This is a genomic window from Arsenophonus endosymbiont of Aphis craccivora, assembly GCF_013460135.1.
GTDB classification, from domain to species: domain Bacteria; phylum Pseudomonadota; class Gammaproteobacteria; order Enterobacterales; family Enterobacteriaceae; genus Arsenophonus; species Arsenophonus nilaparvatae.
The window spans coordinates 1,450,594-1,473,627 of sequence record NZ_CP038155.1 but is presented as its reverse complement, the minus strand read 5'-3'; the positions used below and the strand labels follow the sequence as shown (position 1 = coordinate 1,473,627).

Sequence of the window (23,034 nt, the reverse complement as noted above, 5' to 3'; positions counted from 1 at the left end):
CTAATAATGATGCGCGTGTTTGTTTAATTTTCATAACTCCAAATTAATTCATTAGTTCTTGGTGCAATTCTATCACTTTATGACCAAATTCTGCTGAATTGATATGATAAGGAATGATTATCAGTTTTCTGTTAGCTGTGGTTTGGTAGGTTGATTTAAACGCATCAATGAAGGCTTGATTAGCTTGTGGTGACCAAAAAACGCCATCTTCAATATCTCAGGCGGAAAATCCCCCGGTTGGAATGATAAAAGTAACATCGCCTTGACATTGATTCAGCTTATGCGCAATCCAGACTCACATCTGATAATTTTCCTCGGCTGTGGTGCGCATTAATGTAACTTGGCTATTATGATGATAAAAATGACGATCTTTATATTTGTCAGGGATGGTGGTTGGACGGTTGGACGACCAAAGTTAACCATATCTAATGCACCACAAGAGATGATATAGGGTGTTTGGGTACGCATGATGGCACCAAAGCGATCTTCATCACAGGCAATTATGCCGTCAAAAAGGTAATCACAAACTTCCGTGGTTGTTATATCAAGCACGCAATCCAATAATTGGCTATCAACTAGTTTTTCCATTGCTTTGCCACCACTTCCGGTAGCATGAAACACTAAACAATCATAATGATTATCTAATTTTTGGGTTAACTGTTGGACACAGGGTGTTGTTACCCCAAACATAGTTAGCGCCAGATTTGGTTTATTTTTGTTTTCATCTTCATCAGCAGAATTAAAAAGCACCGCACCTGCGATTTGCGCAGCGGCATTTTTTAAAATTTTACGGGGATAGTATTCAGGCCAGAAATATCTGTAACTGAGTACATTATGGAGATATCACTGGCACCGATATAGCCTGAAACATCACCAGATGCCATCGCCGAGAGCATTAATTTTGGAATACAGATGGCAAGAGACTGAATTGCGGGTGTAATAAGCGCTGTTCCACCTGAACCACCTAATCCAAGAATAGCTAAAACATCTTTTTGTTGTGAGAGATATTTCTCAAATGCGATTGCCATAGCTGCGATAGCTTTTACTCTATCTTGGCTAAAGATAGCTTCTCTTCCTAAAGGATGATAGCTGGCAATAGTTTCAGCACTAATATCCGTTTTATTATTCAAATTGTTAGGATTAGTACTTAAATCAATAATACGTACCGCTAAGCCAGTTTTTTTTATAAGTTGACTAACATAATAAGTTTCGATTGCCTTGGTATCTAGTGTTGCGGCAATGTAGATATAACTTTGCTGTTCCTTCATAATAAATCCTTGATTGTTTTCTGATTTGGATGGGAGTATTCTAGGCGCAAAAAAAAGTAAGCGATCATTTATGCTTTTTATAAATTGAGATATTAGTCTCAATTTATTTTTAACTCTTTAGCATTATATTGTTTTTTTATGCAGTAAATTCTAATTATAAAAGTTATCGTAAAGGTGACGTTTAAATCCATTTTGGTTAGTAATAAAGGATAAATTTTATGACGTCAATTGCTTTTCCTTCACACTATACTGGCACCAGGAAACGCACTTTTAACCGATTAATTTCTACCGCATTGAGCTTGTTTGAAGATGGACAATTGCCTCCTGTTTCTGAAGTTGCCTCGCATGCTGATGTTTCGAGAGCGACAGCTTATCGTTATTTTCCAACTCACAGTGATCTAGTTTCCGCCATTGTGAGTGAAAGCTTGGGGCCTATTTTAACTTGTTTGCCTGATAGCCAAAAAACTGAAGAACGGATCCAAGAATTATTGTTATTTGCCTATCCGAGGATGTTTCAATATGAAGTGGCGCTTAGGGCAGCATTACAAGTTTCTTTGCAGCAATGGGCGGCAGCTCGCTCATCAACAGTAAAAGTAGAAAAACGTTTAGTTCGGGGACATCGGAAAGATATTTTTGCGATGATAGTTGAACCTATGAAGGATGATTTTTCCCCTGAAATTATTGAGAAAGTGAAGAGATCGTTTTCCCTTATTTATGGTTCTGAAGTCTTTTTGGTAATGAAAGATATCTGGAATATGGACAATACTGAGGTAATAAAAATTAACCAATGGATAGCAACAGCGATTTATAATCAATCCATAAAAGATAATGAAAAAAGCCAATAGGTCTGTTTGTTAGCAAGTAACGTTCATTTAGTGTGCCAGAAGTTGCTAAAGTAAAAAATTGATATCAACACTGAATGGAGTCGTATGATTAGTGGATAAGAATCTACTCTCGATCCACTAATCGTTATAAATTATAATTCTGGCAAATTACGGCCGTAATAAATCTCTTGCATCTCTTTTTTCAACAGATAAGTAATCTGTTTTTTTTCCTCAACAGCCAGCTGTTCTGCGATTGTATTAAATAAATAATTATTCAGATTAAGCTCAAAGTTTTTTAGCATCATTTTAGTATGGAAAAGATTTTCCTGATAGAGGTTAACATCTATCATATGGTACTGAAACTGAAATTCTTCTGGCATATAATTTTGGATGGAATTAATTTCGTGATCAATATAGAGTTTGATGCCATTAACATCGCGCGTAAAACCACGAACACGATAATCAATAGTAACAATATCTGATTCAAGTTGATGGATAAGATAGTTAAGAGTTTTTAATGGCGAAATTACGCCACAAGTGGAAACTTCGATATCAGCTCTAAAAGTGCATATACCATACTCTGGATGGCTTTCTGGGTAAGTGTGAACACAAATATGACTTTTATCCAGATGAGCAACAATAGAATCTGGTAATGGCCCCGGATTTTCGGTGTTGTCTACATCTTTGGGATTGGTTGAATTTTCACTGATCAAAATGGTAACGCTGGCACCTTGAGGCTCATAATCTTGTCGGGCAATATTCAAGATATTGGCGTCAATGATAGAGCAGGTTTCGGTAAGGATTTCAGTCAGGCGTGTTGCATTATATTGTTCATCAATATAAGCCAAATAACTATGGCGATCTGCTGCTGTTTTGGCATAACAGATATCATATATACAGAAACTTAGGCTTTTAGTTAAATTGTTAAAGCCATGTAATTTCAATTTTTGCAATTTATTTCACCTCCTATTGAGTAAAACTAAACTTTTTTAGCGAGTAAATCCAGTAAGTACTGTGGTAAAGCGAAGCTGGCTAGATGCAGTGCTGGTGTATAATAGCGACAAATAATTTCTGCTTTTTTAAAACGGTTTTCCAATATTTGCAAGGGTATTTGACGTAATTTTTCTGTTTGACTTGCCCAGGCAAAGGTCATCATGCCGCCATAGTAAGACGGTATAGCGGCTTGATAAAAGCTGCAATCATTAAAGTAATTAGATAGTTTTTGATGACTATTAATTACTTCATCTTGTTGCAAGAAACAAACACCATTTTGCGCAACTAAAATGCCATTTTCATTCAGGCAGTTGACACATCCTTTGTAAAAATCTGAGGTAAATAGCCCTTCTCCTGGTCCGATAGGATCGGTGCAATCAGAAATAATAAGGTCAAATTTTTGCTGGGTTGTCTTAACGAAATTGACGCCATCATCAATGACCAATTTAAAACGCGGATCGTTATAAGCCCCTGCATTATGATTGGGTAGATATTGGCGACAAAATTCCACTACACCCGCATCAATTTCAACCATAGTAATGTTTTCTAAATATTGATGGCGACATACTTCACGTAACATTCCTCCATCACCACCGCCAATTATTAGTACTTTTTTAGCGCAACCATGGGTAAATAGAGGGGCATGAGTCATCATTTCGTGATATATAAATTCATCCCGTTCAGTTGTTTGTACTACGCCATCAAGAGCCATAATCCGCCCCATCTCAGCATTCTCAAAAATAATCAGATTTTGGTGAGCTGTTTTATTATGGTACAGTATATTATCGATAGTAAAATATTGACCTACATTATGGTGGAGTGTTTCGAGCCAAATTTCTTTTTTTGACATACTTGTCTTTTCCTTTCTAACAGAGTTAAAAAAGCGCAGCTAATAATTTGTTTCGTTTCAATGGTCAGCTAGAAATTTCTTATCTAAATGAACGAAAGAAAGTATTTATTTTACATAGGCAAATAGTGCTAAAGCGTCTACATAGGCAAATAGTGCTAAAGCGTCATTGGCAAGCACCCGGCATTTCTTTTTACGAGGGATAGGGATTTTTTTTAAGTCATCATAACGCTCTTCATTTAATTTTGCCATGGCACTTTTGTCGTAATTACTTATATCCCAATGATTACTCTGGGCAAAATAGAAGATTGCTCTTTCAATTTCACGATCAGGAATTTGTGAGTAACCACAATCATGCTTTAAAAATATATAAACAGCTGTTAAATCAGCTAGATTTTCTGTTTCATTGATTGATAGGGAAAATGCTTTGGTTGAAAAAGCAAACCAAAAAAGCAGAGTTATATGTGAAATAAAAATAATTTTACGCATTCAGTTATTTGTATAATTTAAATATCAATTTATTCTATTAATAGTTATAGCACTATTAAGTATACTTTTTTTAGCAAAACTAGATAAATATATTGTCATAGTAGATAAAAATATTGGCTTGACCTTCCAGTAAGTGGAACCTCTATATTTTAGTGAAATTATCTATTTTCTACCATTTAACTTCTATACGGCTTTGTTGAATAAATCGAACTTTTAGGTGATTGGCGGAGCTGATCGCTAAATTCGTTTCAACATCAGGTCCCCATGGCAAAGCAAAAGTTTAAAATTACCAACTGGCCCGCGTACAACAAGGCACTCAGACAACGCGGTTCCCTGACGGTCTGGCTTGATGAGTCGGCCATCGCTGGATGGACTGACAGTTCTTCGCCTGAAGGTCGTGGCCGGCCGCTTTACTACAGCGATATGACTGTTACCACTGTCCTGATGATGAAGCGTGTGTTTAACCTGTCGCTCCGGGCATTACAGGGCTTCGTTGATTCGATTTTTAAACTCATGTCTTTGCCGCTGTGCTGTCCGGACTACTCGCTGGTCAGCAGACGAGCAAAGAGCGTCAACATCAGCATAAAAACGCCAACGCGTGGTGAAATCTCGCATCTGGTCATCGACAGTACCGGTCTGAAGGTCTTTGGCGAAGGTGAATGGAAAGTCAGGCAGCATGGGGCTGACAGACGAAGAGTGTGGCGCAAGCTTCATCTGGCAGCAGACAGTGTGACTCATGAGATTATCTGTGCCGACTTATCGCTCAGCGGAACGACAGATGCGCAGGCACTGCCGGGCCTGATTAACCAAAACCACCGGAAAATCAGGGAAGTGTCAGCAGACGGTGCTTATGACGCCTGTTACTGCCAAGATGCGTTGCTAAGAAAGAAAATCAGGCCCCTTATCCCGCCGCGAAGCGGAGCGAAATACTGGCCGGACAAGTACCATGAACGTAACCATGCGGTGGCGAATCAGCGTCTGAGCAGGAGTAATGATATGTGGAAAAAGAAAGTGGGTTATCACCGGCGTTCAGTGGCAGAAACAGCGATGTTCCGCATAAAAACTTTGCTGGGTGGCCATCTGAGGCTGCGTGACTATGAGGCTCAGGTAGGTGAAGCAATGGCGATGGTCAAAGCGCTGAACCGTATGACGTTGTTGGGTATGCCACACAGCGTCAGGATCGGATAACAGGTGTAGCAGAGGGAGCCATCCTGGCGGCTAATTCTGATTTATTCAACAAAGCCATTCTATACCTTATCTTATTAGGGTCTCATAATAAAGGAGCAAGCTATGTTGCGTCGGGATTTTATGAAACTGGCAGCGGCAATCGGTTCAGTAAGCTTATTACCAACCTGGAGTCGCGCTGCATTATCTGCAACTCAATATCCTTCTTTACCTATTCCACCATTATTATGGCCTGATAATCATGGCAAAATTAAGATCCGGGTTACGCAAGGTAAAACGTAATTTTTACCAGCAAAATCAGCGCTAACATGGGGTTATAATGGATCGTTATTAGGACCAGCTATTAAGCTTAAATCAGGCCAGCGTGTCACTATTGATATTGATAATCAGTTATCCGAGGCTACCTCATTGCATTGGCACGGACTAAAGATCCCCGGCGAGGTTGATGGTGGCCCTCATTCAATAATTAAACCAAATGCGGTGAGGAGGGTTAATTTTATGGTTAACCAGCCTGAGGCAACTTGTTGGTTTCATCCGCATCCTCATGGCAAAACGGGTTATCAAGTTGCCATGGGGTTGGCGGGTTTAGTATTAATTGAGGATGAGAACAGCCAATCACTCAAATTGCCAAATCAATGGGGCATTGATGATATTCCGGTCATTTTGCAGGATAAACGTTTAAATAGCGCCGGGCAGATAGATTATCAGCTTGATGTAATGAGTGCCGCTGTTGGCTGGTTTGTTAACACTATGTTGACTAATGGCGTTGTATTACCTAGACATATAGCACCTAATGGTTGTTTACGTTTTCTTAATGGTTGTAATGCCAAAAGTTTAAATTTGGCAACTAGTGATGGATGTAAAATGTATGTTATTGCTAGTGATGGTGGATTGCTAAATGAACCTGTTGCAGTCGATAAATTACCGATGATAAGTGCCGAATGCTTTGAGGTACTGATAGATGCCTCAAATGGTAAAGCGTTTGATATTGTTACATTGCCAGTCAAACAAATGGCTATAACACTCGCACCTTTTAATCAACCTCTGGCCTTATTGCATATTGAGCCCGGATTGAACGCGAGAGCCACTTTTTTACCTGATAGCTTAGCTTCTATTGCCTCATTGCCTGATTTGGCTGGTATTAAACAGCGTCAATTGCATTTAATGATGGATGCCCGTTTAGATATGCAAGGGATGATGGCGCTTAGAAAACAGTATGGTGAGCAGGCTTTGGCGGGTATGAATATGCAGGGCCATCACAATATGATGAATAGCAACGGCGATCATCCTATGCATAATAGTCATCAGCAAGGCAAAGTCATGAATCAACCCTTCGATTTTCAGCATGCCAACAGTATTAATGGCCGACCTTTTTCAATGCATGAATTGGCATTTAATGTCGTTAAAGGTCAATATGAACGCTGGCTCATTTCTGGTCGTGGTGACATGATGTTACATCCTTTTCATATTCATGGAACCCAATTTCGGATCCTTAGCGAGAATGGTCAAGCAGTGGCTCCTCACCGACAAGGGTGGAAAGATACTGTACGAGTTGATGGCGATATCAGTGAGGTGCTAGTAAAATTTGATCATTTAGCAACCCAGGCACATCCTTATATGGCACATTGTCATTTGTTAGAACATGAAGATACGGGCATGATGGTCAGTTTCTCGGTTATCTAAGATATTAACTATTTTATTTATGTTGTTAATCAATATTGAGTGAGGGCATTTTATCGCGTCTTTATTGTCCTTATGTTAGAATCTACGGTTTTTATTTCCATGAATGCCTAAAGTTATGAAACAAATTGTAGAAGTCATGATCTCAGAAGCGGATGTTAAACAACGTATTGATGAGATGGCAAAAGAGATTGTTAAACATTATAAATCATTGCAAGATGAGTTGGTGTTGGTTGGTCTTTTGAAAGGCTCTTTTATTTTTATGGCTGATTTATGTCGTAAAATTGATATCCCGCATGAAGTCGATTTTATGACGGTATCAAGTTATGGCAATGGAATGACTTCAACTCGCGATGTGCAAATTATTAAGGATCTGGATGAAGATATTCGCGGCAAGCATGTTCTGATTGTTGAGGATATTATTGATTCGGGTAATACACTCAAAAAAGTCCGTGAAATTTTAGAATTACGTGGTCCTAAATCTGTCGCTATTTGTACGTTATTAGACAAACCTTCTCGACGTGAAGTAGAGGTTCCTGTTGAATGGACTGGTTATTCTATTCAAGATGAATTTGTTGTTGGTTATGGTATCGACTATGCGCAGCAATATCGACATTTACCCTATATCGGGCATGTTATTTTACTAGACGATTAAACAGTAGTGTTATTTATTGGCTGAAAAAATCGAACTAACGTTCGATTTTTTGCGGTGTTTATTTTTGCTGGTTTAATTTAGCAATAGCTTATCGATAAGTGAGTTCAAGTTGTTCACGGCTATTAGCGGTCACATCAAGATCATTGATGTCTGCCATTATTTATACCATAGACCCAGCCATGAATGATGACATTTTGGCTGCGTCGCCAGGCAGATTGTATTATTGTTGAATGACCAAGATTATAAACTTGCTCGATGACATTGAGTTCACATAAACGATTTGCCCGTTCTTGCGGAGCCAGTTCACCTAAAATTGAGCTATGTTTAAACAAGATATCACGCACATGCAGTAGCCAGTTATTAATTAGGCCCTGTTCAGTATTATCAATTGCAGTTTCAATACCACCACAACCATAGTGACCACAAATGATAATGTGTTCAACCTTTAGTACGTCAACAGCATATTGGATAACAGATAGGCAATTTAAATCAGTATATATCACCAAATTAGCGACATTGCGATGGACAAATAGATCGCCTGGTGCTGCTTTAATTAATTTTTAGGCCGGAACCAGGCTGTCAGAGCAGCCTATCCACAGAAAATGTGGATTTTGAAATTTTGCTAATTCTTTAAAAAAAGAGGGATTTTCTTTGGTTACCGATTCTGACCACTGTAGATTGTTTTCAAACAGTTGTTTAATTTTTTTCATCATAATTCACGTGGATTAGTTATGTTTAACTGCGATAATAATCATATACAAGATCAATTTATTTTTTAATATTTACTAGCTGTTAGTTATAGTTTAATTGAAAAAGATTGCTAAATGGTGTGATTTATTATCATGTATGGAATAAAAATAGATAAGAAAGGTTTTTTATGACTTATGCTTTAGAACTGCTTCAGCTTACAAAAACCTATCCTGGTGGTGTGAAAGCATTAACCAGCATTGATTTACAGGTTGAGGTAGGTGATTTTTATGCCTTATTAGGATCTAATGGTGCGGGTAAGTCAACGACAATTGGTATTATCAGTTCATTAGTCAATAAAACGAGCGGTAAAGTGAGAGTGTTTGGTTATGATCTCGATAAAGACGTGGTGAATGTTAAGCGTCAATTGGGACTAGTGCCACAAGAGTTTAATTTTAATCCGTTTGAAACGGTATTACAGATAGTGCTGAATCAAGCAGGTTATTATGGGGTTCCGCGTTCCTTAGCCTTGTCTCGGGCAGAAATGTATCTTTCTCAACTGGCTTTGTGGAATAAAAGTAATGAGCCTGCGCGAGATCTCTCCGGTGGCATGAAACGGCGTTTAATGATTGCTCGCGCATTAATGCATCAACCAAAGTTATTAATTTTGGATGAGCCAACCGCAGGGGTCGATATTGAGCTGCGCCGTTCAATGTGGAGTTTTTTAAAGACTTTAAATGCGGAAGGCACCACCATTATTTTAACGACCCATTATCTGGAAGAAGCGGAAATGTTATGTCGTAATATTGGTATTATTCAATATGGAGAATTGATTGAGAATACCAGTATGAAAAAACTACTCAATCAGTTGGAGTCAGAGACGTTTATTTTTGATTTGGCGCCAAAGAGTCCTATTCCTACATTAGATGGTTATAAATTCAGGCTGGTGGATACTTCAACACTAGAAGTCGATGTATTTCGAGATCAAGGCCTGAATGGTTTATTTAGCCAATTTTCTGAGCAAGGAATACAGATAACCAGTATGCGTAATAAGGTAAATCGTTTGGAGGAATTATTTGTTGGTTTAATGAATAAACAGCATCCACTATCGATAAAGCAAGGGGAAAATAGATGACTCAGCTCTACTGGGTGGCGATGAAAACCATCTGGATCAAAGAAATAACACGTTTTGCGCGTATTTGGGTACAAACTTTACTACCACCAGTGATCACTATGTCACTCTATTTTATTATCTTTGGTAGTTTAATTGGTTCAAGAATTGGCAATATGGATGGCGTGAATTACATGCAGTTTATTGTTCCTGGTTTGATTATGATGTCGGTGATCACTAACGCTTATGCTAATGTTTGCTCTTCTTTTTTTGGTGCAAAATTCCAAAAAAGCATTGAAGAATTGCTGGTTGCACCAGTTCCTACCCATATTGTGATAATTGGTTTTGTTGGCGGAGGGGTTGCTAGAGGGGTATTGGTTGGTCTTTCTGTCACTCTGGTTTCGCTCTTTTTTGTCCCATTACATATTTATTCATTATGGGTGGTAATTATTACTTTATTAATGACAGCAATTTTATTTTCATTAGCTGGATTGGTGAACGCGATATTTGCCAAAACATTCGATGATATTAGTATTATTACTACCTTTGTCTTAACACCATTAACATATTTAGGTGGTGTTTTTTATTCTTTGTCACTTTTGCCTGAATTTTGGCAAATGGTATCTAAGCTTAATCCGATTGTCTATATGATCAGCGGGTTACGTTATGGATTTCTGGGCATTAGCGATGTTGAATTATCTATTACCTTATCGGTGTTAGTGATTTTCATTGTTATCTTATATGCCATAACTTGGTACTTAATTGAAAAAGGACGAGGATTAAGAACGTAATTACTAGTGCACAGTGCGATAAATATATAAGGAATTGCGCTATTTTTTAGCGCTTCCGCTGCATTATCTTTATGTTGCTGTCATGGTTTTTGTTTTTTCTGATAATGTTGGTTAGTTTTATAGATAATCGTAAAAGTTTATGATGGTGAGTCGTGTGGCAGGGGTAAATAAAAATAATAAAAAAATTCAGTTTAATTTTAAGGTGTCGAAACCGATAGTAGTTTATCTATTTCTATAGTAATTTATTTTTTATTATAATTTGAATTTAATTTTTTAACTGTAAAACGTTTATAAACGTCGATTATTGGTTTTATTTTAAAAACTATCTGTTTTTTTATTTGATGCTGTGAATTTTTTTATTATCAGCTGGGCTTTGTTGAATAAATCAGAATTAGCCGACAGGATGGCTCCCTCTGCTACAGCTGTTATCCGATCCTGACGCTGTGTGGCATACCCAACAACGTCATACGGTTCAGCGCTTTGACCATCGCCATTGCTTCACCTACCTGAGCCTCATAGTCACGCAGCCTCAGATGGCCACCCAGCAAAGTTTTTATGCGGAACATCGCTGTTTCTGCCACTGAACGCCGGTGATAACTCACTTTCTTTTTCCACATATCATTACTCCTGCTCAGACGCTGATTCGCCACCGCATGGTTACGTTCATGGTACTTGTCCGGCCAGTATTTCGCTCCGCTTCGCGGCGGGATAAGGGGCCTGATTTTCTTTCTTAGCAACCCATCGTGGCAGTAACAGGCGTCATAAGCACCGTCTGCTGACACTTCCCTGATTTTCCGGTGGGTTTGGTTAATCAGGCCCGGCAGTGCCTGCGCATCTGTCGTTCCGCTGAGCGATAAGTCGGCACAGATAATCTCATGAGTCACACTGTCTGCTGCCAGATGAAGCTTGCGCCACACTCTTCGTCTGTCAGCCCCATGCTGCCTGACTTTCCATTCACCTTCGCCAAAGACCTTCAGACCGGTACTGTCGATGACCAGATGCGAGATTTCACCACGCGTTGGCGTTTTTATGCTGATGTTGACGCTCTTTGCTCGTCTGCTGACCAGCGAGTAGTCCGGACAGCACAGCGGCAAAGACATGAGTTTAAAAATCGAATCAACGAAGCCCTGTAATGCCCGGAGCGACAGGTTAAACACACGCTTCATCATCAGGACAGTGGTAACAGCCATATCGCTGTAGTAAAGCGGCCGGCCACGACCTTCAGGCGAAGAACTGTCAGTCCATCCAGCGATGGCCGACTCATCAAGCCAGACCGTCAGGGAACCGCGTTGTCTGAGTGCCTTGTTGTACGCGGGCCAGTTGGTAATTTTAAACTTTTGCTTTGCCATGGGGACCTGATGTTGAAACGAATTTAGCGATCAGCTCTGCCAATCACCTAAAAGTTCGATTTATTCAACAAAGCCGATCCCAATATTACAGCCACTGACGCTGAATTAATATTTATCTGCCGCCTATTTATATGAGCTGACATTTTTTTCATATAGCTCTTCCTTGGCCAGATCTATATTACGAAAATTAGTATTAATATTGAATTTTTTCAAAAGAATAAATGAGATTTTATATAAAAGATCAAAATAATATTTATCCCTTTTCTACTATTTTCATTTTTTTGCGAGATTATTCTCAACTAATGTTAAGTTAAGAAAATTTATTTTTGATTATAAAATTTTATTATTTTTTTAATAATTAAATGTCTTATAACAATAAGGAGAAGTTTTAATAATTCAAAAAAATTGTATTGGAAAAATTGACCTTAGCGCAGCAATAAAAAATGGCGCCTTAATTAAGGCACCATTTTAAGAGAATAAATAAATTAAATTTGTTAATATTTATGCATAAATGTTAACGCGATCACGTAATTCTTTACCCGGCTTGAAATGAGGAACATGTTTTCCTTTCAAATCAACTTTATCACCCGTTTTCGGATTACGGCCGATGCGCGGTGCACGGTAATGAAGAGAAAAACTGCCGAATCCGCGGATCTCAATACGCTCTCCCTTAGCAAGTGTTATTGCCATATGATCAAGCATTTCTTTCACAGCTTCTTCAATAAGTTTTGCTGGTATATGAGCTAATTGGTTAATAAGTCTTTCAATTAATTCAGACCTGGTCATAGTACCTCCCCTAAACTACCGTTACGGGGCAACAAAATGTTGCCCTATGATTAAACTTAATTATTCGCCTTTCGCTGCTTTGAACGCTTCTGCCATCGCATTATTGGCAAAATTGGTATCTTCCTGTTTGTTCACAGAAGCAATGGCATCTTTTTCATCTGCTTCATCTTTTGCACGAACAGATAAGGTAATGATACGGTTTTTACGATCAACACCAGTATATTTAGCTTTAACTGTATCGCCAACGTTCAATACTTGAGTAGTATCTTCCACGCGATCACGCGAAGCTTCAGATGCACGTAAGTGACCTTCAACACCAGCAGCCAACTCAATCGTTGCTCCTTTCGCATCAACAGCCAATACTTTACCGGTAACGATGACACCTTTCTTATGAGCAGACAGATAGTTATTAAATGGATCTTCCGCTAACTGTTTAATACCCAAAGAAATACGTTCACGTTTAGCGTCAACTTGCAATACAACTGCAGCTATTTCATCGCCTTTTTTGTATTCACGAACCGCTTCTTCACCTGCAACATTCCAAGAAATATCAGACAGATGAACTAAACCATCAATACCACCTTCTAAACCGATGAAGATACCAAAATCAGTAATAGATTTTATTTTACCTTCTACCCGATCATTCTTATTGTGCGTTTCTGCAAATTGCTGCCATGGATTTGGTTTACACTGTTTCAAACCTAATGAGATACGACGACGCTCTTCGTCAATATCTAGAACCATAACTTCAACAACATCACCCACATTAACAACTTTAGATGGATGGATATTTTTATTAGTCCAATCCATTTCGGAAACGTGTACTAAACCTTCAACACCTTCCTCAATTTCAACAAAGCAGCCATAATCAGTAAGATTAGTGACTCGCCCTGTCAACTTAGTGCCTTCTGGATAACGCTTAGCAATAGCTACCCATGGATCTTCTCCAAGCTGCTTCAGGCCTAAAGAAACACGTGTACGATCACGATCAAACTTCAATACTTTAACATTGATTTCATCACCAACATTCACAATTTCACTTGGGTGTTTAACACGTTTCCAAGCCATGTCAGTAATGTGTAATAAGCCATCAACACCGCCCAGATCAACGAATGCACCATAGTCAGTTAAGTTTTTAACAATACCCTTAACTTCCATGCCTTCCTGCAAGTTTTCCAGTAACTGATCACGTTCTGCACTGCTTTCAGACTCAATCACAGCACGACGCGAAACAACAACGTTATTGCGTTTCTGATCCAGTTTGATAACTTGGAACTCAAGCTCTTTACCTTCCAGGTGAGTTGTGTCACGAACTGGGCGAACATCAACCAATGAACCAGGTAAAAATGCACGAATTCCTTTTAATTCTACTGTGAAACCACCTTTCACTTTGCCATTGATGATGCCCATAACTGTTTCGGCATCTTCATAGGCTTTTTCTAGCATCAACCAAGCTTCATGACGTTTCGCTTTTTCGCGAGACAGGATAGTTTCACCGAAACCATCTTCTACTGCATCTAAAGCAACATCGATTTCATCACCAACCTGAATTTCTAGCTCACCTTGCACATTTTGAAATTGTTCTACTGGGATCGCTGATTCTGATTTCAGACCGGCATCAACTAACACGACATCTTTGTCGATAGCAACAACAACACCACGAACAATAGCCCCTGGACGGGTTTCGATACTCTGTAAAGATTCTTCAAAGAGTTGAGCAAAAGATTCTGTCATAGTAAGATATTCAAAAGTTTTAATTTTAACTGCCATTCAACATCCTGCCAAATGGGTTTATTTCACATACCTAGCAACACTCCTTGTTACAAAGCTTTACTTAACTGAACACAAATTCAGCTACACCAAATAGGTGTATTAACTTATTATATATCAATATTGAGCATATTATATATATAATATTTGCTTTTTTTTCACATAAGCAAGTACTTGCTCGATGACCCATTCAATTGATAACTTTGTAGAATCCAGGATCAACGCATCTTTTGCAGGTACCAATGGCGCAATTAACCTATTACGATCACGATAATCACGCTCTTTAATATCAGTTAAAATATCGCTTAATTTAACATCAAAGCCCTTTTCCTGCAACTGTTGCATTCTTCTACTAGCACGCTCTTCAGGTGGGGCATCAAGAAAAATCTTTACTGGTGCGTCTGGAAAAACCACCGTTCCCATGTCACGACCGTCAGCAATCAAACCCGGTTTAGTGCGAAATGCTCTTTGCCGACGCAATAATGCTTCTCTAACGCGAGGAAAAGTTGCGCTAAGAGATGCCGTATTACCAACAACTTCGCTACGAATTGTATTACTAACATCCTCCCCCTCAAGCATAACAGCTAATTCGTTTTCTCTTGGTTCAAAACGGACATCAATATTAGCCGCTAATGGAACTAATGCTTCTTCAGACGTAATATCAACATGATGATGTAATGCTGCTAAAGCCAGAACACGGTAAATGGCGCCAGAATCAAGTAACTGCCAGCCCAGTTTATTTGCCAATGCCTGACATAATGTACCTTTACCTGCGCCACTTGGACCATCAACTGTGATAACGGGGGGTAAAACCACCATTATACTCCTCCTTTGTGATAGAAATGCAATTTAGCAACTACTTTCTATCAGGCTAATAAGTACCCTATTATACTCAATTCATTCTATTAAGGAAAACAAAGAGATATTTAGAGCAAATTTAGCGTTGCAGGCATAATACTCGTCGTTCAGTATTGTACTAATTTTTAGGCATACTATAGTACCGATGACTTAATTTTTCTAGTTGATTAAAGTAGTCTGGAAAAGTCTTAGCGGTACAATTTGGATCCAAAATGGTAACCGGCGTATCTGACAGCGCGACAAGTGAAAAGCACATCGCCATACGATGATCATTATAAGTTGCTATTTCAGCATGCTGTAATAATTTAGGCGGTAAAATACGTATATAATCACGACCTTCTTCCACTTTTGCGCCAACTTTTGTTAATTCAGTCGCCATTGCCGTTAATCTGTCAGTTTCTTTTACCCGCCAGTTATGGATATTACGAATAATAGTTTCACCACGAGCAAATAGCGCCAGAGTCGCAACCGTCATCGCCGCATCGGGGATCGCATTCATATCCATATCAATACCAATTAACTCACCTCGTTGACATTCAATATAACCTTTACCCCAACGTATTTTGGCACCCATTTTTTCTAGTACAGCAGCGAATTGGGTATCGCCTTGCAAGCTATCTTTGCCAATACCTGTTACCCTAACAGTACCACCTTTAATTGCTGCCGCAGCTAAAAAATAAGAGGCAGAAGAGCCGTCGCCCTCAACAAGATAATCCCCTGGTGAAATATAGTGTTGTCCGGCTTTAATATGAAATCGACAATAGTGTTGATTGTCTACTTCAACGCCAAAATCACGCATCAGTGCCAGAGTAATGTCAATATAGGGTTTAGAAACCAGCTCTCCTTTTATCTGAATAGTCGTATCATTAGGCGCTAAAGGTGCGGCCATTAAAAGAGCTGTTAAAAATTGGCTAGATACGCGTCCATCTACTGTGATATTCCCACCGCGAAAGCAACCTTTTATCCTTATAGGCGGATAACCAGCTTGCTCAAGATAATCAATATTTGCTCCACCTTGCTGTAGCGCATCAATAAGATGGCCAATAGGTCGCTCTTTCATTCTGGGCTCGCCGGTTAAGACAATATCATTGTCCGCCAAAGCTAAAACCGCAGTTACTGGGCGCATAGCCGTGCCGGCATTACCGAGAAAAATTTCTAAACCTTTTCTATGGCTAAAATAATGCCAGCCACCTTTTACAATACACGTGGTGAGATCTTTGGATAATTGATATTCGACACCCAATGCTGTCAAGGCATTAAGCATATGAAGAATATCATCACTAGCAAGAAGATTAGTTAAAACGGTTTGGCCTTGCGCTAATGCAGCTAACAATAGTACCCGGTTAGAAATACTTTTCGAGCCAGGAAGATTGATAGTACCTTCAACGTAAGAAATGGGTTGTATTGTCAGGGCTTGCATTAATAGTAGACTCTCCAATAACGAAGTTGGATAAATTATTTAAATCACATTTATATTCATTTGATAGGGTTAGACGATATCACTACCAATCTAACCATAAAGGATTATTTAATTTATTTATTCTGATGTTCAAAATCAATCATAAAATCAACTAGCTTCTGTACACCAGCCAGCGGCATAGCATTATAAATTGAAGCACGCATGCCACCTGCTGCTTTATGCCCTTTCAGGAACAGTAGCCCTTGCCGCTCTGCCGCTTTGATAAATTTATCATCTAAGTTAGGTTTTACCATTTGGAATGGAATATTCATGACCGAACGATTAACTGGATCGATTCGATTAATATAAAACTGGCTATTATCAATAACATCATACAGTAAGCGGGCTTTTTGTTGATTGCGTTTTTCTATTTCTTGCAAGCCACCCTGCTGTTTTAACCATTTAAACACCATATCCGATAGATACCAGGCAAAAGTTGGGGGCGTATTGTACATTGAGTCATTTTTAGCCAATATGGTGTAATCAAGGATAGAATGGGTAGCCTTTCTCGCCCGACCTAACAAATCTTCCCGAATGATAACCAATGTGATGCCTGCTGGCCCAATATTTTTTTGCGCACCAGCATAAATAACACCAAAACGGCTGACATCAAGTGGCCGTGATAAGATAGCTGAGGAGTAATCAGCAATAACAATTTTATCGGCCGAAAAATCAGGTAGTGTGTGGATAGCTATACCATCAATCGTTTCATTCGGGCAATAATGAAGGTATTTGGCACTGGTCGTTAATGACCATTTATCCATCGGTTGCACGCTTAAATAAGCTGATTTTTCCAGCCGAATATCAATCTCATTGACAGCACAATATTTTGCTGCCTCTTGCGCAGCAGACTTTGCCCAATAGCCACCAACAATATAGTCAACGGTTTCATCAGGTTGAAATAAATTTAGTGGCAAGGCGGCAAATTGACCTCTGGCACCACCGTGACAAAAAAGGATTTTATAATTATCGGGTATTTTGAGTAATTGACGTAGATTTTGTTCAGCTTCTCTAACTATTTCCATAAAAGCTTCACTGCGATGGCTTATTTCCATCACCGAAACACCCATACCGTTCCAATTACAAAGTTCTTGTTGTGCACGATGTAAAACTTCTACCGGTAACATGGCCGGACCAGCGCTAAAATTATATACCTGACTCATTACCCACCCTTATTTACCTAATTAAGCTTTTACTATTATTTAATCTCTGGTTAGATTTTAACATTACCACTGAACAGCTGTAAATAAAACAACTGGCCGGCAAACAGCATTTTTCTGATAACTAATTAATACTTATCAAACATCGCTTGAATTTTTATTGGGTCATGGGTTTGAGTCAAGGCTAACTGTAGTAAAACCCGAGCCTTCTGCGGATTCAAACGTTCTGCAGCAACAAATCCATATTTACTATCATCCACTGCTGCATCGCGAGTTGTAAAACCTGTTGGCACACGACTAGCGCGAACAACCCCTATGCCTTGTTTTACTGCATCGGCCAATACATTAAAAATTTTGTTATACATATTGCCGTTACCCACTCCAGCACTAACAATGCCTTGATAGCCATGATAGATCAATGACTTGGCTGGTAGTGCCGATGCATTTGAATAGTTATAAACAATGCCAACTTTAGGTAATTTATCTAACTGACTAATATCAAAAATTGCGTTCTGCGCTCTGGGTTGAGCCGCGTTTAAATAGTGCACTTTGCCATTGTAGATAAAAGCTTCAGCGCCAGCATTAACAGCTTCAAATGCTTCAACAAAGTTGGTATTCATTTTAACCACATTACGACCACTAATAACTTTATCGTCCATGGCTAATAAGACACCTCGTTTGCCAGCCTCTTTATCAGTGGCAACAATAACGGCGTTATAGAGATTTAACGGCCCATCAGCACCTAATGCTGTGGCTGGCTTCATCGCACCAACCATTACAATTGTTTTATGACAGTGGGTGGTTAAATCTAAAAAATAAGCGCTTTCCTCTAGCGTGTCAGTACCATGAGTAATGATAAAACCAGCTGTTTTGTCACAATCGGCATTAATTTTCTTCGCTAAAGTTAAACATACCTGATCATTCATATCTTGCGAACCGATATTAACAATTTGTTCGCCATGAAGATGCGCAATTTTCTTTATTTCAGGTACCGCATTAATTAATGCATCAATACTCACTTTACCGGCTGTATATTGGGATTGAGTCGCTGAATCACCGCCACCAGCTATCGTACCTCCAGTGGCTAGTACTGTAATGGTTGGTAAGGCAGAAGCAGCACTGTTAGTTAACAACATAGCACCAACTAACAAAGAAATATTTCACTTCTTCATAATAAAATACCATTTGAAAAATTTGGTAAATTATATAAAATGCAAAATATATTTCTATTATTTCCAGCAAAAATAGCTATTAATTTCAATATTGCATTTTGCTACTGTGGCCTATTGAATAGAGAAGCAAACAAAAATGCCGTATTATCTGCTTTTAGTTATCAAAAACGAATAAGTAACCAATTTATGAGCCAAACTTTTATTCCTGGCAAAGATGCCGCATTAGAAGATTCTATTACCACGTTTCAGCAAAACTCGGTTTTTATATTGAAGAGGCCTCTTGGTTAAATCCAGTGCCGAATGTCTGGTCAATCCATATCCGTGATAGAGACTGCCATATGTGTTTTACTAACGGTAAAGGCGCTAGTAAAAAAGCCGCCTTGGCCTCTGCACTGGGGGAATATTTTGAACGTTTAGCAACCAATTACTTTTTCGCTGATTTTTATCTAGGCGCTAAAATTGCAAATGGTAATTTTGTCCACTATCCCAATGAAAAGTGGTTTGCTCTAACATCGGACGATCACTTACCTGAAGGAATGCTGGATGAAAAATTACGTACTTTCTACGATCCTGAAAATAATCTGTCCGCTAGCATGCTGATTGATTTACAATCAAGTAATAGAGCCCGTGGGATTTGTACGTTACCTTTTATCCGCCAATCCGATCAACAAACGGTTTATATTCCAATGAATATTATTGGTAATCTGTATGTGTCGAATGGCATGTCAGCCGGTAATACGCAAGATGAAGCGCGGGTGCAGGCATTGTCAGAGATCTTTGAGCGTCATATTAAAAACCGTATTATTGCCGAGCGAATCAGTTGGCCTGTTATTCCTGAGCATGTCATGGAGCGCTATCCTGGCGTTGTTCAGGCAGTTGCTAAATTAGAAGAGGAAGGTTTTCCTATTTTCTGTTTTGATGCTTTTCTCGGTGGTAAATACCCGTTTATCTGTGTGGTACTTTTTAATCCGAGTAATGGCACTTGTTTCGCTTCTTTTGGTGCCCATCCTGATTTTGGTATCGCACTTGAACGTACAGTTACCGAATTACTGCAAGGCCGCAGTTTAAAAGATTTGGATGTATTTAATATGCCAACATTTGATGATGATGAAGTTGCAGAGCATACTAATCTGGAAACCCATTTTATTGATTCAAGCGGTTTAATTAGTTGGGATCTATTTAAACGTGATGCCGATTATTCCTTTGTCGATTGGAACTTTAAAGGCACTACAAACGCAGAATTTGCTACTTTGATGGGCTTTGTTGAATAAATCAGAATTAGCCGCCAGGATGGCTCCCTCTGCTACAGCTGTTATCCGATCCTGACGCTGTGTGGCATACCCAACAACGTCATACGGTTCAGCGCTTTGACCATCGCCATTGCTTCACCTACCTGAGCCTCATAGTCACGCAGCCTCAGATGGCCACCCAGCAAAGTTTTTATGCGGAACATCGCTGTTTCTGCCACTGAACGCCGGTGATAACCCACTTTCTTTTTCCACATATCATTACTCCTGCTCAGACGCTGATTCGCCACCGCATGGTTACGTTCATGGTACTTGTCCGGCCAGTATTTCGCTCCGCTTCGCGGCGGGATAAGGGGCCTGATTTTCCGGTGGGTTTGGTTAATCAGGCCCGGCAGTGCCTGCGCATCTGTCGTTCCGCTGAGCGATAAGTCGGCACAGATAATCTCATGATTCACACTGTCTGCTGCCAGATGAAGCTTGCGCCACACTCTTCGTCTGTCAGCCCCATGCTGCCTAACTTTCCATTCACCTTCGCCAAAGACCTTCAGACCGGTACTGTCGATGACCAGATGCGAGATTTCACCACGCGTTGGCGTTTTTATGCTGATGTTGACGCTCTTTGCTCGTCTGCTGACCAGCGAGTAATCCGGACAGCACAGCGGCTAAGACATGAGTTTAAAAATCGAATCAACGAAGCCCTGTAATGCCCGGAGCGACAGGTTAAACACACGCTTCATCATCAGGACAGTGGTAACAGCCATATCGCTGTAGTAAAGCGGCCGGCCACGACCTTCAGGCGAAGAACTGTCAGTCCATCCAGCGATGGCCGACTCATCAAGCCAGACCGTCAGGGAACCGCGTTGTCTGAGTGCCTTGTTGTACGCGGGCCAGTTGGTAATTTTAAACTTTTGCTTTGCCATGGGGACCTGATGTTGAAACGAATTTAGCGATCAGCTCCGCCAATCACCTAAAAGTTCGATTTATTCAACAAAGCCTTCTTAAACATATTCAATTGATATTTTTTTATTAACTAAAGCATAAATAGCAATAAACTTAATTGAAGCGATTAGTAAGAAAAAATTATCTTATTTGGCACAGGAAATAAATAGAAAATTCACCAGCAAGATTAAAATATGATATCTACTCAGCACTTTTGTCATGGCCGATCTGCAATAATAAATAAAGCTACTTTTAAACAGTAGCTTTATATTATGTCCGATTACATTTGGCTGATATTCGCTGAATATTACCGACAAGTTTATTTGTTAATCACAAGCATCGCTATTTCAATAACATCACTCCTTGCGTTAACCAATATACTCTAACCCCTTCATGTAAGGACGTAAAACTTCAGGCACTTCAATTCGTCCATCAGCTTGCTGATAATTTTCCATGACCGCCACCAAGGTACGACCAACAGCCAAACCAGAGCCATTTAAGGTATGCACTAACTGTGGTTGTTTATCCTCTTTATGACGGAAACGTGCTTGCATGCGACGTGCCTGGAAGTCCCAAGTATTTGAACAAGAAGAGATTTCGCGGTAGGTATTTTGGGCCGGTAGCCAGACTTCCAGATCGTAGGTTTTACAAGCTGCAAAACCCATATCGCCAGTACATAAAACAATTTTACGGTAAGGCAATTTTAACAATTGCAATACTTTTTCTGCATGGCCGGTTAATTCTTCCAGTGCTGCCATCGATTTTTCTGGCTCTACTATATGCACTAATTCAACTTTATCAAATTGGTGCATACGGATCAGGCCGCGCGTATCGCGGCCATAAGAGCCCGCTTCAGAACGAAAACAGGGAGTATGCGCTGTCAGGCGGAGAGGTAAACTTTCTGCCGCTAAAATTTCATACCGAACTAGATTAGTCACCGGCACTTCAGCGGTTGGGATCAACGCATATTGCTGATTTGATGCCTGTTCTTCCAATGGTTTGGTATGAAAAAGATCTGCACTGAATTTGGGTAGCTGGCCGGTGCCATAAAGGGTGGCATGATTAACTAAATAGGGAACATAAGTTTCCGTATAACCATGTTGTTCGGTGTGTAAATCTAACATGAATTGCGCCAATGCCCGATTCAAGCGCGCAATTTGGCCTTTCATGACCACAAAACGGGAACCAGTAATTTTTACCGCAGCCGAAAAATCCAAACCATCAGTTAATTCACCTAATGCCACATGATCCTTAATGGTAAAATCATATTGACGCGGCTCACCCCAACGACTTATTTCGACATTGTCGGTTTCATCGTTGCCGTCTGGTACACTGTCATCAGGTAAGTTGGGTAAACTTAAAGCAATATTACGAATGTCATCCTGTATTTGCGTTAGTTTACTTTTAGCACTATCCAGCTCTTCACCTAACTGGTTAACTTGCTTACGTAAAGCTTCAACATCTTCACCGCGCGCTTTTGCTGAACCGATGGTCTTCGAGCGGGAATTTCGTTCTGCCTGCAAGCTTTCTGTTGTAATTTGTAAATCTTTGCGTTCTTGCTCTAGTTTACGCAACATATCTACATCGAGAATAAATCCCCTACGAGCCAGTTTTTCAGCAACTACGTCTAGCTCATTACGCAGTAAATTTGGATCGAGCATGCTTAAACCTGTAACATTATTATGGTTTAAAAATAAAAACAACCTGCCAGTCTTCTCTGACACTTAACACTTTTTTAGCCTGATCTGGCTACATTACCCCATT

Annotated in this window: 16 protein-coding genes and 5 pseudogenes; 7 read left to right on the top strand and 14 right to left on the bottom strand. The window is 39.6% G+C overall.

Translation table 11 applies throughout. The features are described from left to right. Positions 1 to 43: 43 nt before the first annotated feature. Positions 44 to 1,268 (bottom strand): annotated as a pseudogene (locus E3U36_RS07555) (Tm-1-like ATP-binding domain-containing protein). Positions 1,269 to 1,486: 218 nt separating this feature from the next. On the opposite strand from E3U36_RS07555, the gene E3U36_RS07550 reads away from it, so the two are divergent. Further along, positions 1,487 to 2,113 (top strand): TetR/AcrR family transcriptional regulator, encoded by a 627-nt coding sequence (locus E3U36_RS07550; protein ID WP_180816088.1) that lies wholly within the window; start codon positions 1,487 to 1,489, stop codon positions 2,111 to 2,113. Positions 2,114 to 2,244: 131 nt separating this feature from the next. Here E3U36_RS07550 and speD read toward each other — a convergent pair whose 3' ends face one another. The 3 genes from speD to E3U36_RS07535 form a co-directional block, all read right to left on the bottom strand. Beyond that, entirely contained in the window at positions 2,245 to 3,045 is an 801-nt protein-coding gene (speD, locus tag E3U36_RS07545; protein WP_180816086.1) for an adenosylmethionine decarboxylase, read from the bottom strand. Between the two features lie 26 nt (positions 3,046 to 3,071). Next, on the bottom strand, positions 3,072 to 3,935 hold the full coding sequence (gene speE, locus E3U36_RS07540; protein WP_180816084.1) for a polyamine aminopropyltransferase: 864 nt from the start codon (positions 3,933 to 3,935) through the stop codon (positions 3,072 to 3,074). A 105-nt stretch (positions 3,936 to 4,040) separates the two neighbouring features. Beyond that, on the bottom strand, positions 4,041 to 4,421 hold the full coding sequence (locus E3U36_RS07535; protein WP_180816082.1) for a YacC family pilotin-like protein: 381 nt from the start codon (positions 4,419 to 4,421) through the stop codon (positions 4,041 to 4,043). A gap of 264 nt (positions 4,422 to 4,685) precedes the next feature. Between E3U36_RS07535 and E3U36_RS07530 the strand changes: the two genes are divergently transcribed. The 3 genes and pseudogenes from E3U36_RS07530 to hpt all read left to right on the top strand — a co-directional run bounded on the left by E3U36_RS07530 (position 4,686) and on the right by hpt (position 7,941). Beyond that, on the top strand, positions 4,686 to 5,609 hold the full coding sequence (locus E3U36_RS07530) for an IS5 family transposase (RefSeq protein WP_180816081.1): 924 nt from the start codon (positions 4,686 to 4,688) through the stop codon (positions 5,607 to 5,609). 102 nt (positions 5,610 to 5,711) lie between these two features. Then, positions 5,712 to 7,289: pseudogene (gene cueO, locus E3U36_RS07525) on the top strand (multicopper oxidase CueO). 115 nt (positions 7,290 to 7,404) lie between these two features. After that, positions 7,405 to 7,941, top strand: a complete 537-nt coding sequence (gene hpt, locus E3U36_RS07520; RefSeq protein WP_180817581.1) for a hypoxanthine phosphoribosyltransferase — start codon at positions 7,405 to 7,407, stop codon at positions 7,939 to 7,941. Between the two features lie 88 nt (positions 7,942 to 8,029). On the opposite strand, the pseudogene can reads toward hpt, so the two are convergent. Then, positions 8,030 to 8,654: pseudogene (can, locus tag E3U36_RS07515) on the bottom strand (carbonate dehydratase). Between the two features lie 164 nt (positions 8,655 to 8,818). Between can and E3U36_RS07510 the strand changes: the two are divergent. Next, entirely contained in the window at positions 8,819 to 9,763 is a 945-nt protein-coding gene (locus tag E3U36_RS07510; RefSeq protein ID WP_180816079.1) for an ABC transporter ATP-binding protein, read from the top strand. After that, entirely contained in the window at positions 9,760 to 10,530 is a 771-nt protein-coding gene (locus tag E3U36_RS07505; RefSeq protein ID WP_180816077.1) for an ABC transporter permease, read from the top strand. The genes E3U36_RS07510 and E3U36_RS07505 overlap by 4 nt, the downstream gene beginning before the upstream one ends. Before the next feature lie 425 nt (positions 10,531 to 10,955). On the opposite strand, the gene E3U36_RS07500 is transcribed toward E3U36_RS07505, so the two are convergent. The 7 genes from E3U36_RS07500 to ansB all read right to left on the bottom strand — a co-directional run bounded on the left by E3U36_RS07500 (position 10,956) and on the right by ansB (position 19,048). Continuing rightward, complete coding sequence (locus E3U36_RS07500; protein WP_180816075.1) at positions 10,956 to 11,879, bottom strand: IS5 family transposase; 924 nt, start codon at positions 11,877 to 11,879, stop codon at positions 10,956 to 10,958. A gap of 501 nt (positions 11,880 to 12,380) precedes the next feature. Continuing rightward, complete coding sequence (gene ihfB / locus E3U36_RS07495; protein WP_026822377.1) at positions 12,381 to 12,665, bottom strand: integration host factor subunit beta; 285 nt, start codon at positions 12,663 to 12,665, stop codon at positions 12,381 to 12,383. Between the two features lie 60 nt (positions 12,666 to 12,725). Beyond that, a complete protein-coding gene (rpsA, locus tag E3U36_RS07490) occupies positions 12,726 to 14,399 on the bottom strand; it encodes a 30S ribosomal protein S1 (RefSeq protein WP_180817580.1) in 1,674 nt (557 codons plus the stop codon). Positions 14,400 to 14,567: 168 nt separating this feature from the next. Continuing rightward, the gene (cmk, locus tag E3U36_RS07485; RefSeq protein WP_180816074.1) at positions 14,568 to 15,254 is read right to left on the bottom strand and encodes a (d)CMP kinase; all 687 of its coding nucleotides are present in this window, start codon (positions 15,252 to 15,254) and stop codon (positions 14,568 to 14,570) included. A gap of 157 nt (positions 15,255 to 15,411) precedes the next feature. Beyond that, entirely contained in the window at positions 15,412 to 16,713 is a 1,302-nt protein-coding gene (gene aroA, locus E3U36_RS07480; protein WP_180816072.1) for a 3-phosphoshikimate 1-carboxyvinyltransferase, read from the bottom strand. Positions 16,714 to 16,826: 113 nt separating this feature from the next. Then, the gene (serC, locus tag E3U36_RS07475; RefSeq protein ID WP_180816071.1) at positions 16,827 to 17,915 is read right to left on the bottom strand and encodes a 3-phosphoserine/phosphohydroxythreonine transaminase; all 1,089 of its coding nucleotides are present in this window, start codon (positions 17,913 to 17,915) and stop codon (positions 16,827 to 16,829) included. A 125-nt stretch (positions 17,916 to 18,040) separates the two neighbouring features. Continuing rightward, a complete protein-coding gene (gene ansB, locus E3U36_RS07470) occupies positions 18,041 to 19,048 on the bottom strand; it encodes an L-asparaginase 2 (RefSeq protein WP_180817579.1) in 1,008 nt (335 codons plus the stop codon). 222 nt (positions 19,049 to 19,270) lie between these two features. On the opposite strand from ansB, the pseudogene E3U36_RS07465 reads away from it, so the two are divergent. Further along, positions 19,271 to 20,340 (top strand): annotated as a pseudogene (locus E3U36_RS07465) (YcaO-like family protein); the annotation flags it as partial. Positions 20,341 to 20,396: 56 nt separating this feature from the next. On the opposite strand, the pseudogene E3U36_RS07460 reads toward E3U36_RS07465, so the two are convergent. Beyond that, positions 20,397 to 21,251: pseudogene (locus E3U36_RS07460) on the bottom strand (IS5 family transposase). A gap of 387 nt (positions 21,252 to 21,638) precedes the next feature. Beyond that, positions 21,639 to 22,931 (bottom strand): serine--tRNA ligase, encoded by a 1,293-nt coding sequence (gene serS / locus E3U36_RS07455; RefSeq protein ID WP_180816069.1) that lies wholly within the window; start codon positions 22,929 to 22,931, stop codon positions 21,639 to 21,641. Positions 22,932 to 23,034 lie beyond the last annotated feature (103 nt).

Bases quoted from the DNA above. Each gene is read 5' to 3' on its own strand.
- E3U36_RS07550 (WP_180816088.1), top strand. From the start codon at position 1,487: ATGACGTCAATTGCTTTTCCTTCACACTATACTGGCACCAGGAAACGC.
- speE (WP_180816084.1), bottom strand. From the start codon at position 3,935: ATGTCAAAAAAAGAAATTTGGCTCGAAACACTCCACCATAATGTAGGT.
- E3U36_RS07535 (WP_180816082.1), bottom strand. From the start codon at position 4,421: ATGCGTAAAATTATTTTTATTTCACATATAACTCTGCTTTTTTGGTTT.
- E3U36_RS07530 (WP_180816081.1), top strand. From the start codon at position 4,686: ATGGCAAAGCAAAAGTTTAAAATTACCAACTGGCCCGCGTACAACAAG.
- hpt (WP_180817581.1), top strand. From the start codon at position 7,405: ATGAAACAAATTGTAGAAGTCATGATCTCAGAAGCGGATGTTAAACAA.
- E3U36_RS07510 (WP_180816079.1), top strand. From the start codon at position 8,819: ATGACTTATGCTTTAGAACTGCTTCAGCTTACAAAAACCTATCCTGGT.
- E3U36_RS07505 (WP_180816077.1), top strand. From the start codon at position 9,760: ATGACTCAGCTCTACTGGGTGGCGATGAAAACCATCTGGATCAAAGAA.
- E3U36_RS07500 (WP_180816075.1), bottom strand. From the start codon at position 11,879: ATGGCAAAGCAAAAGTTTAAAATTACCAACTGGCCCGCGTACAACAAG.
- ihfB (WP_026822377.1), bottom strand. From the start codon at position 12,665: ATGACCAGGTCTGAATTAATTGAAAGACTTATTAACCAATTAGCTCAT.
- rpsA (WP_180817580.1), bottom strand. From the start codon at position 14,399: ATGACAGAATCTTTTGCTCAACTCTTTGAAGAATCTTTACAGAGTATC.
- cmk (WP_180816074.1), bottom strand. From the start codon at position 15,254: ATGGTGGTTTTACCCCCCGTTATCACAGTTGATGGTCCAAGTGGCGCA.
- aroA (WP_180816072.1), bottom strand. From the start codon at position 16,713: ATGCAAGCCCTGACAATACAACCCATTTCTTACGTTGAAGGTACTATC.
- serC (WP_180816071.1), bottom strand. From the start codon at position 17,915: ATGAGTCAGGTATATAATTTTAGCGCTGGTCCGGCCATGTTACCGGTA.
- ansB (WP_180817579.1), bottom strand. From the start codon at position 19,048: ATGTTGTTAACTAACAGTGCTGCTTCTGCCTTACCAACCATTACAGTA.
- serS (WP_180816069.1), bottom strand. From the start codon at position 22,931: ATGCTCGATCCAAATTTACTGCGTAATGAGCTAGACGTAGTTGCTGAA.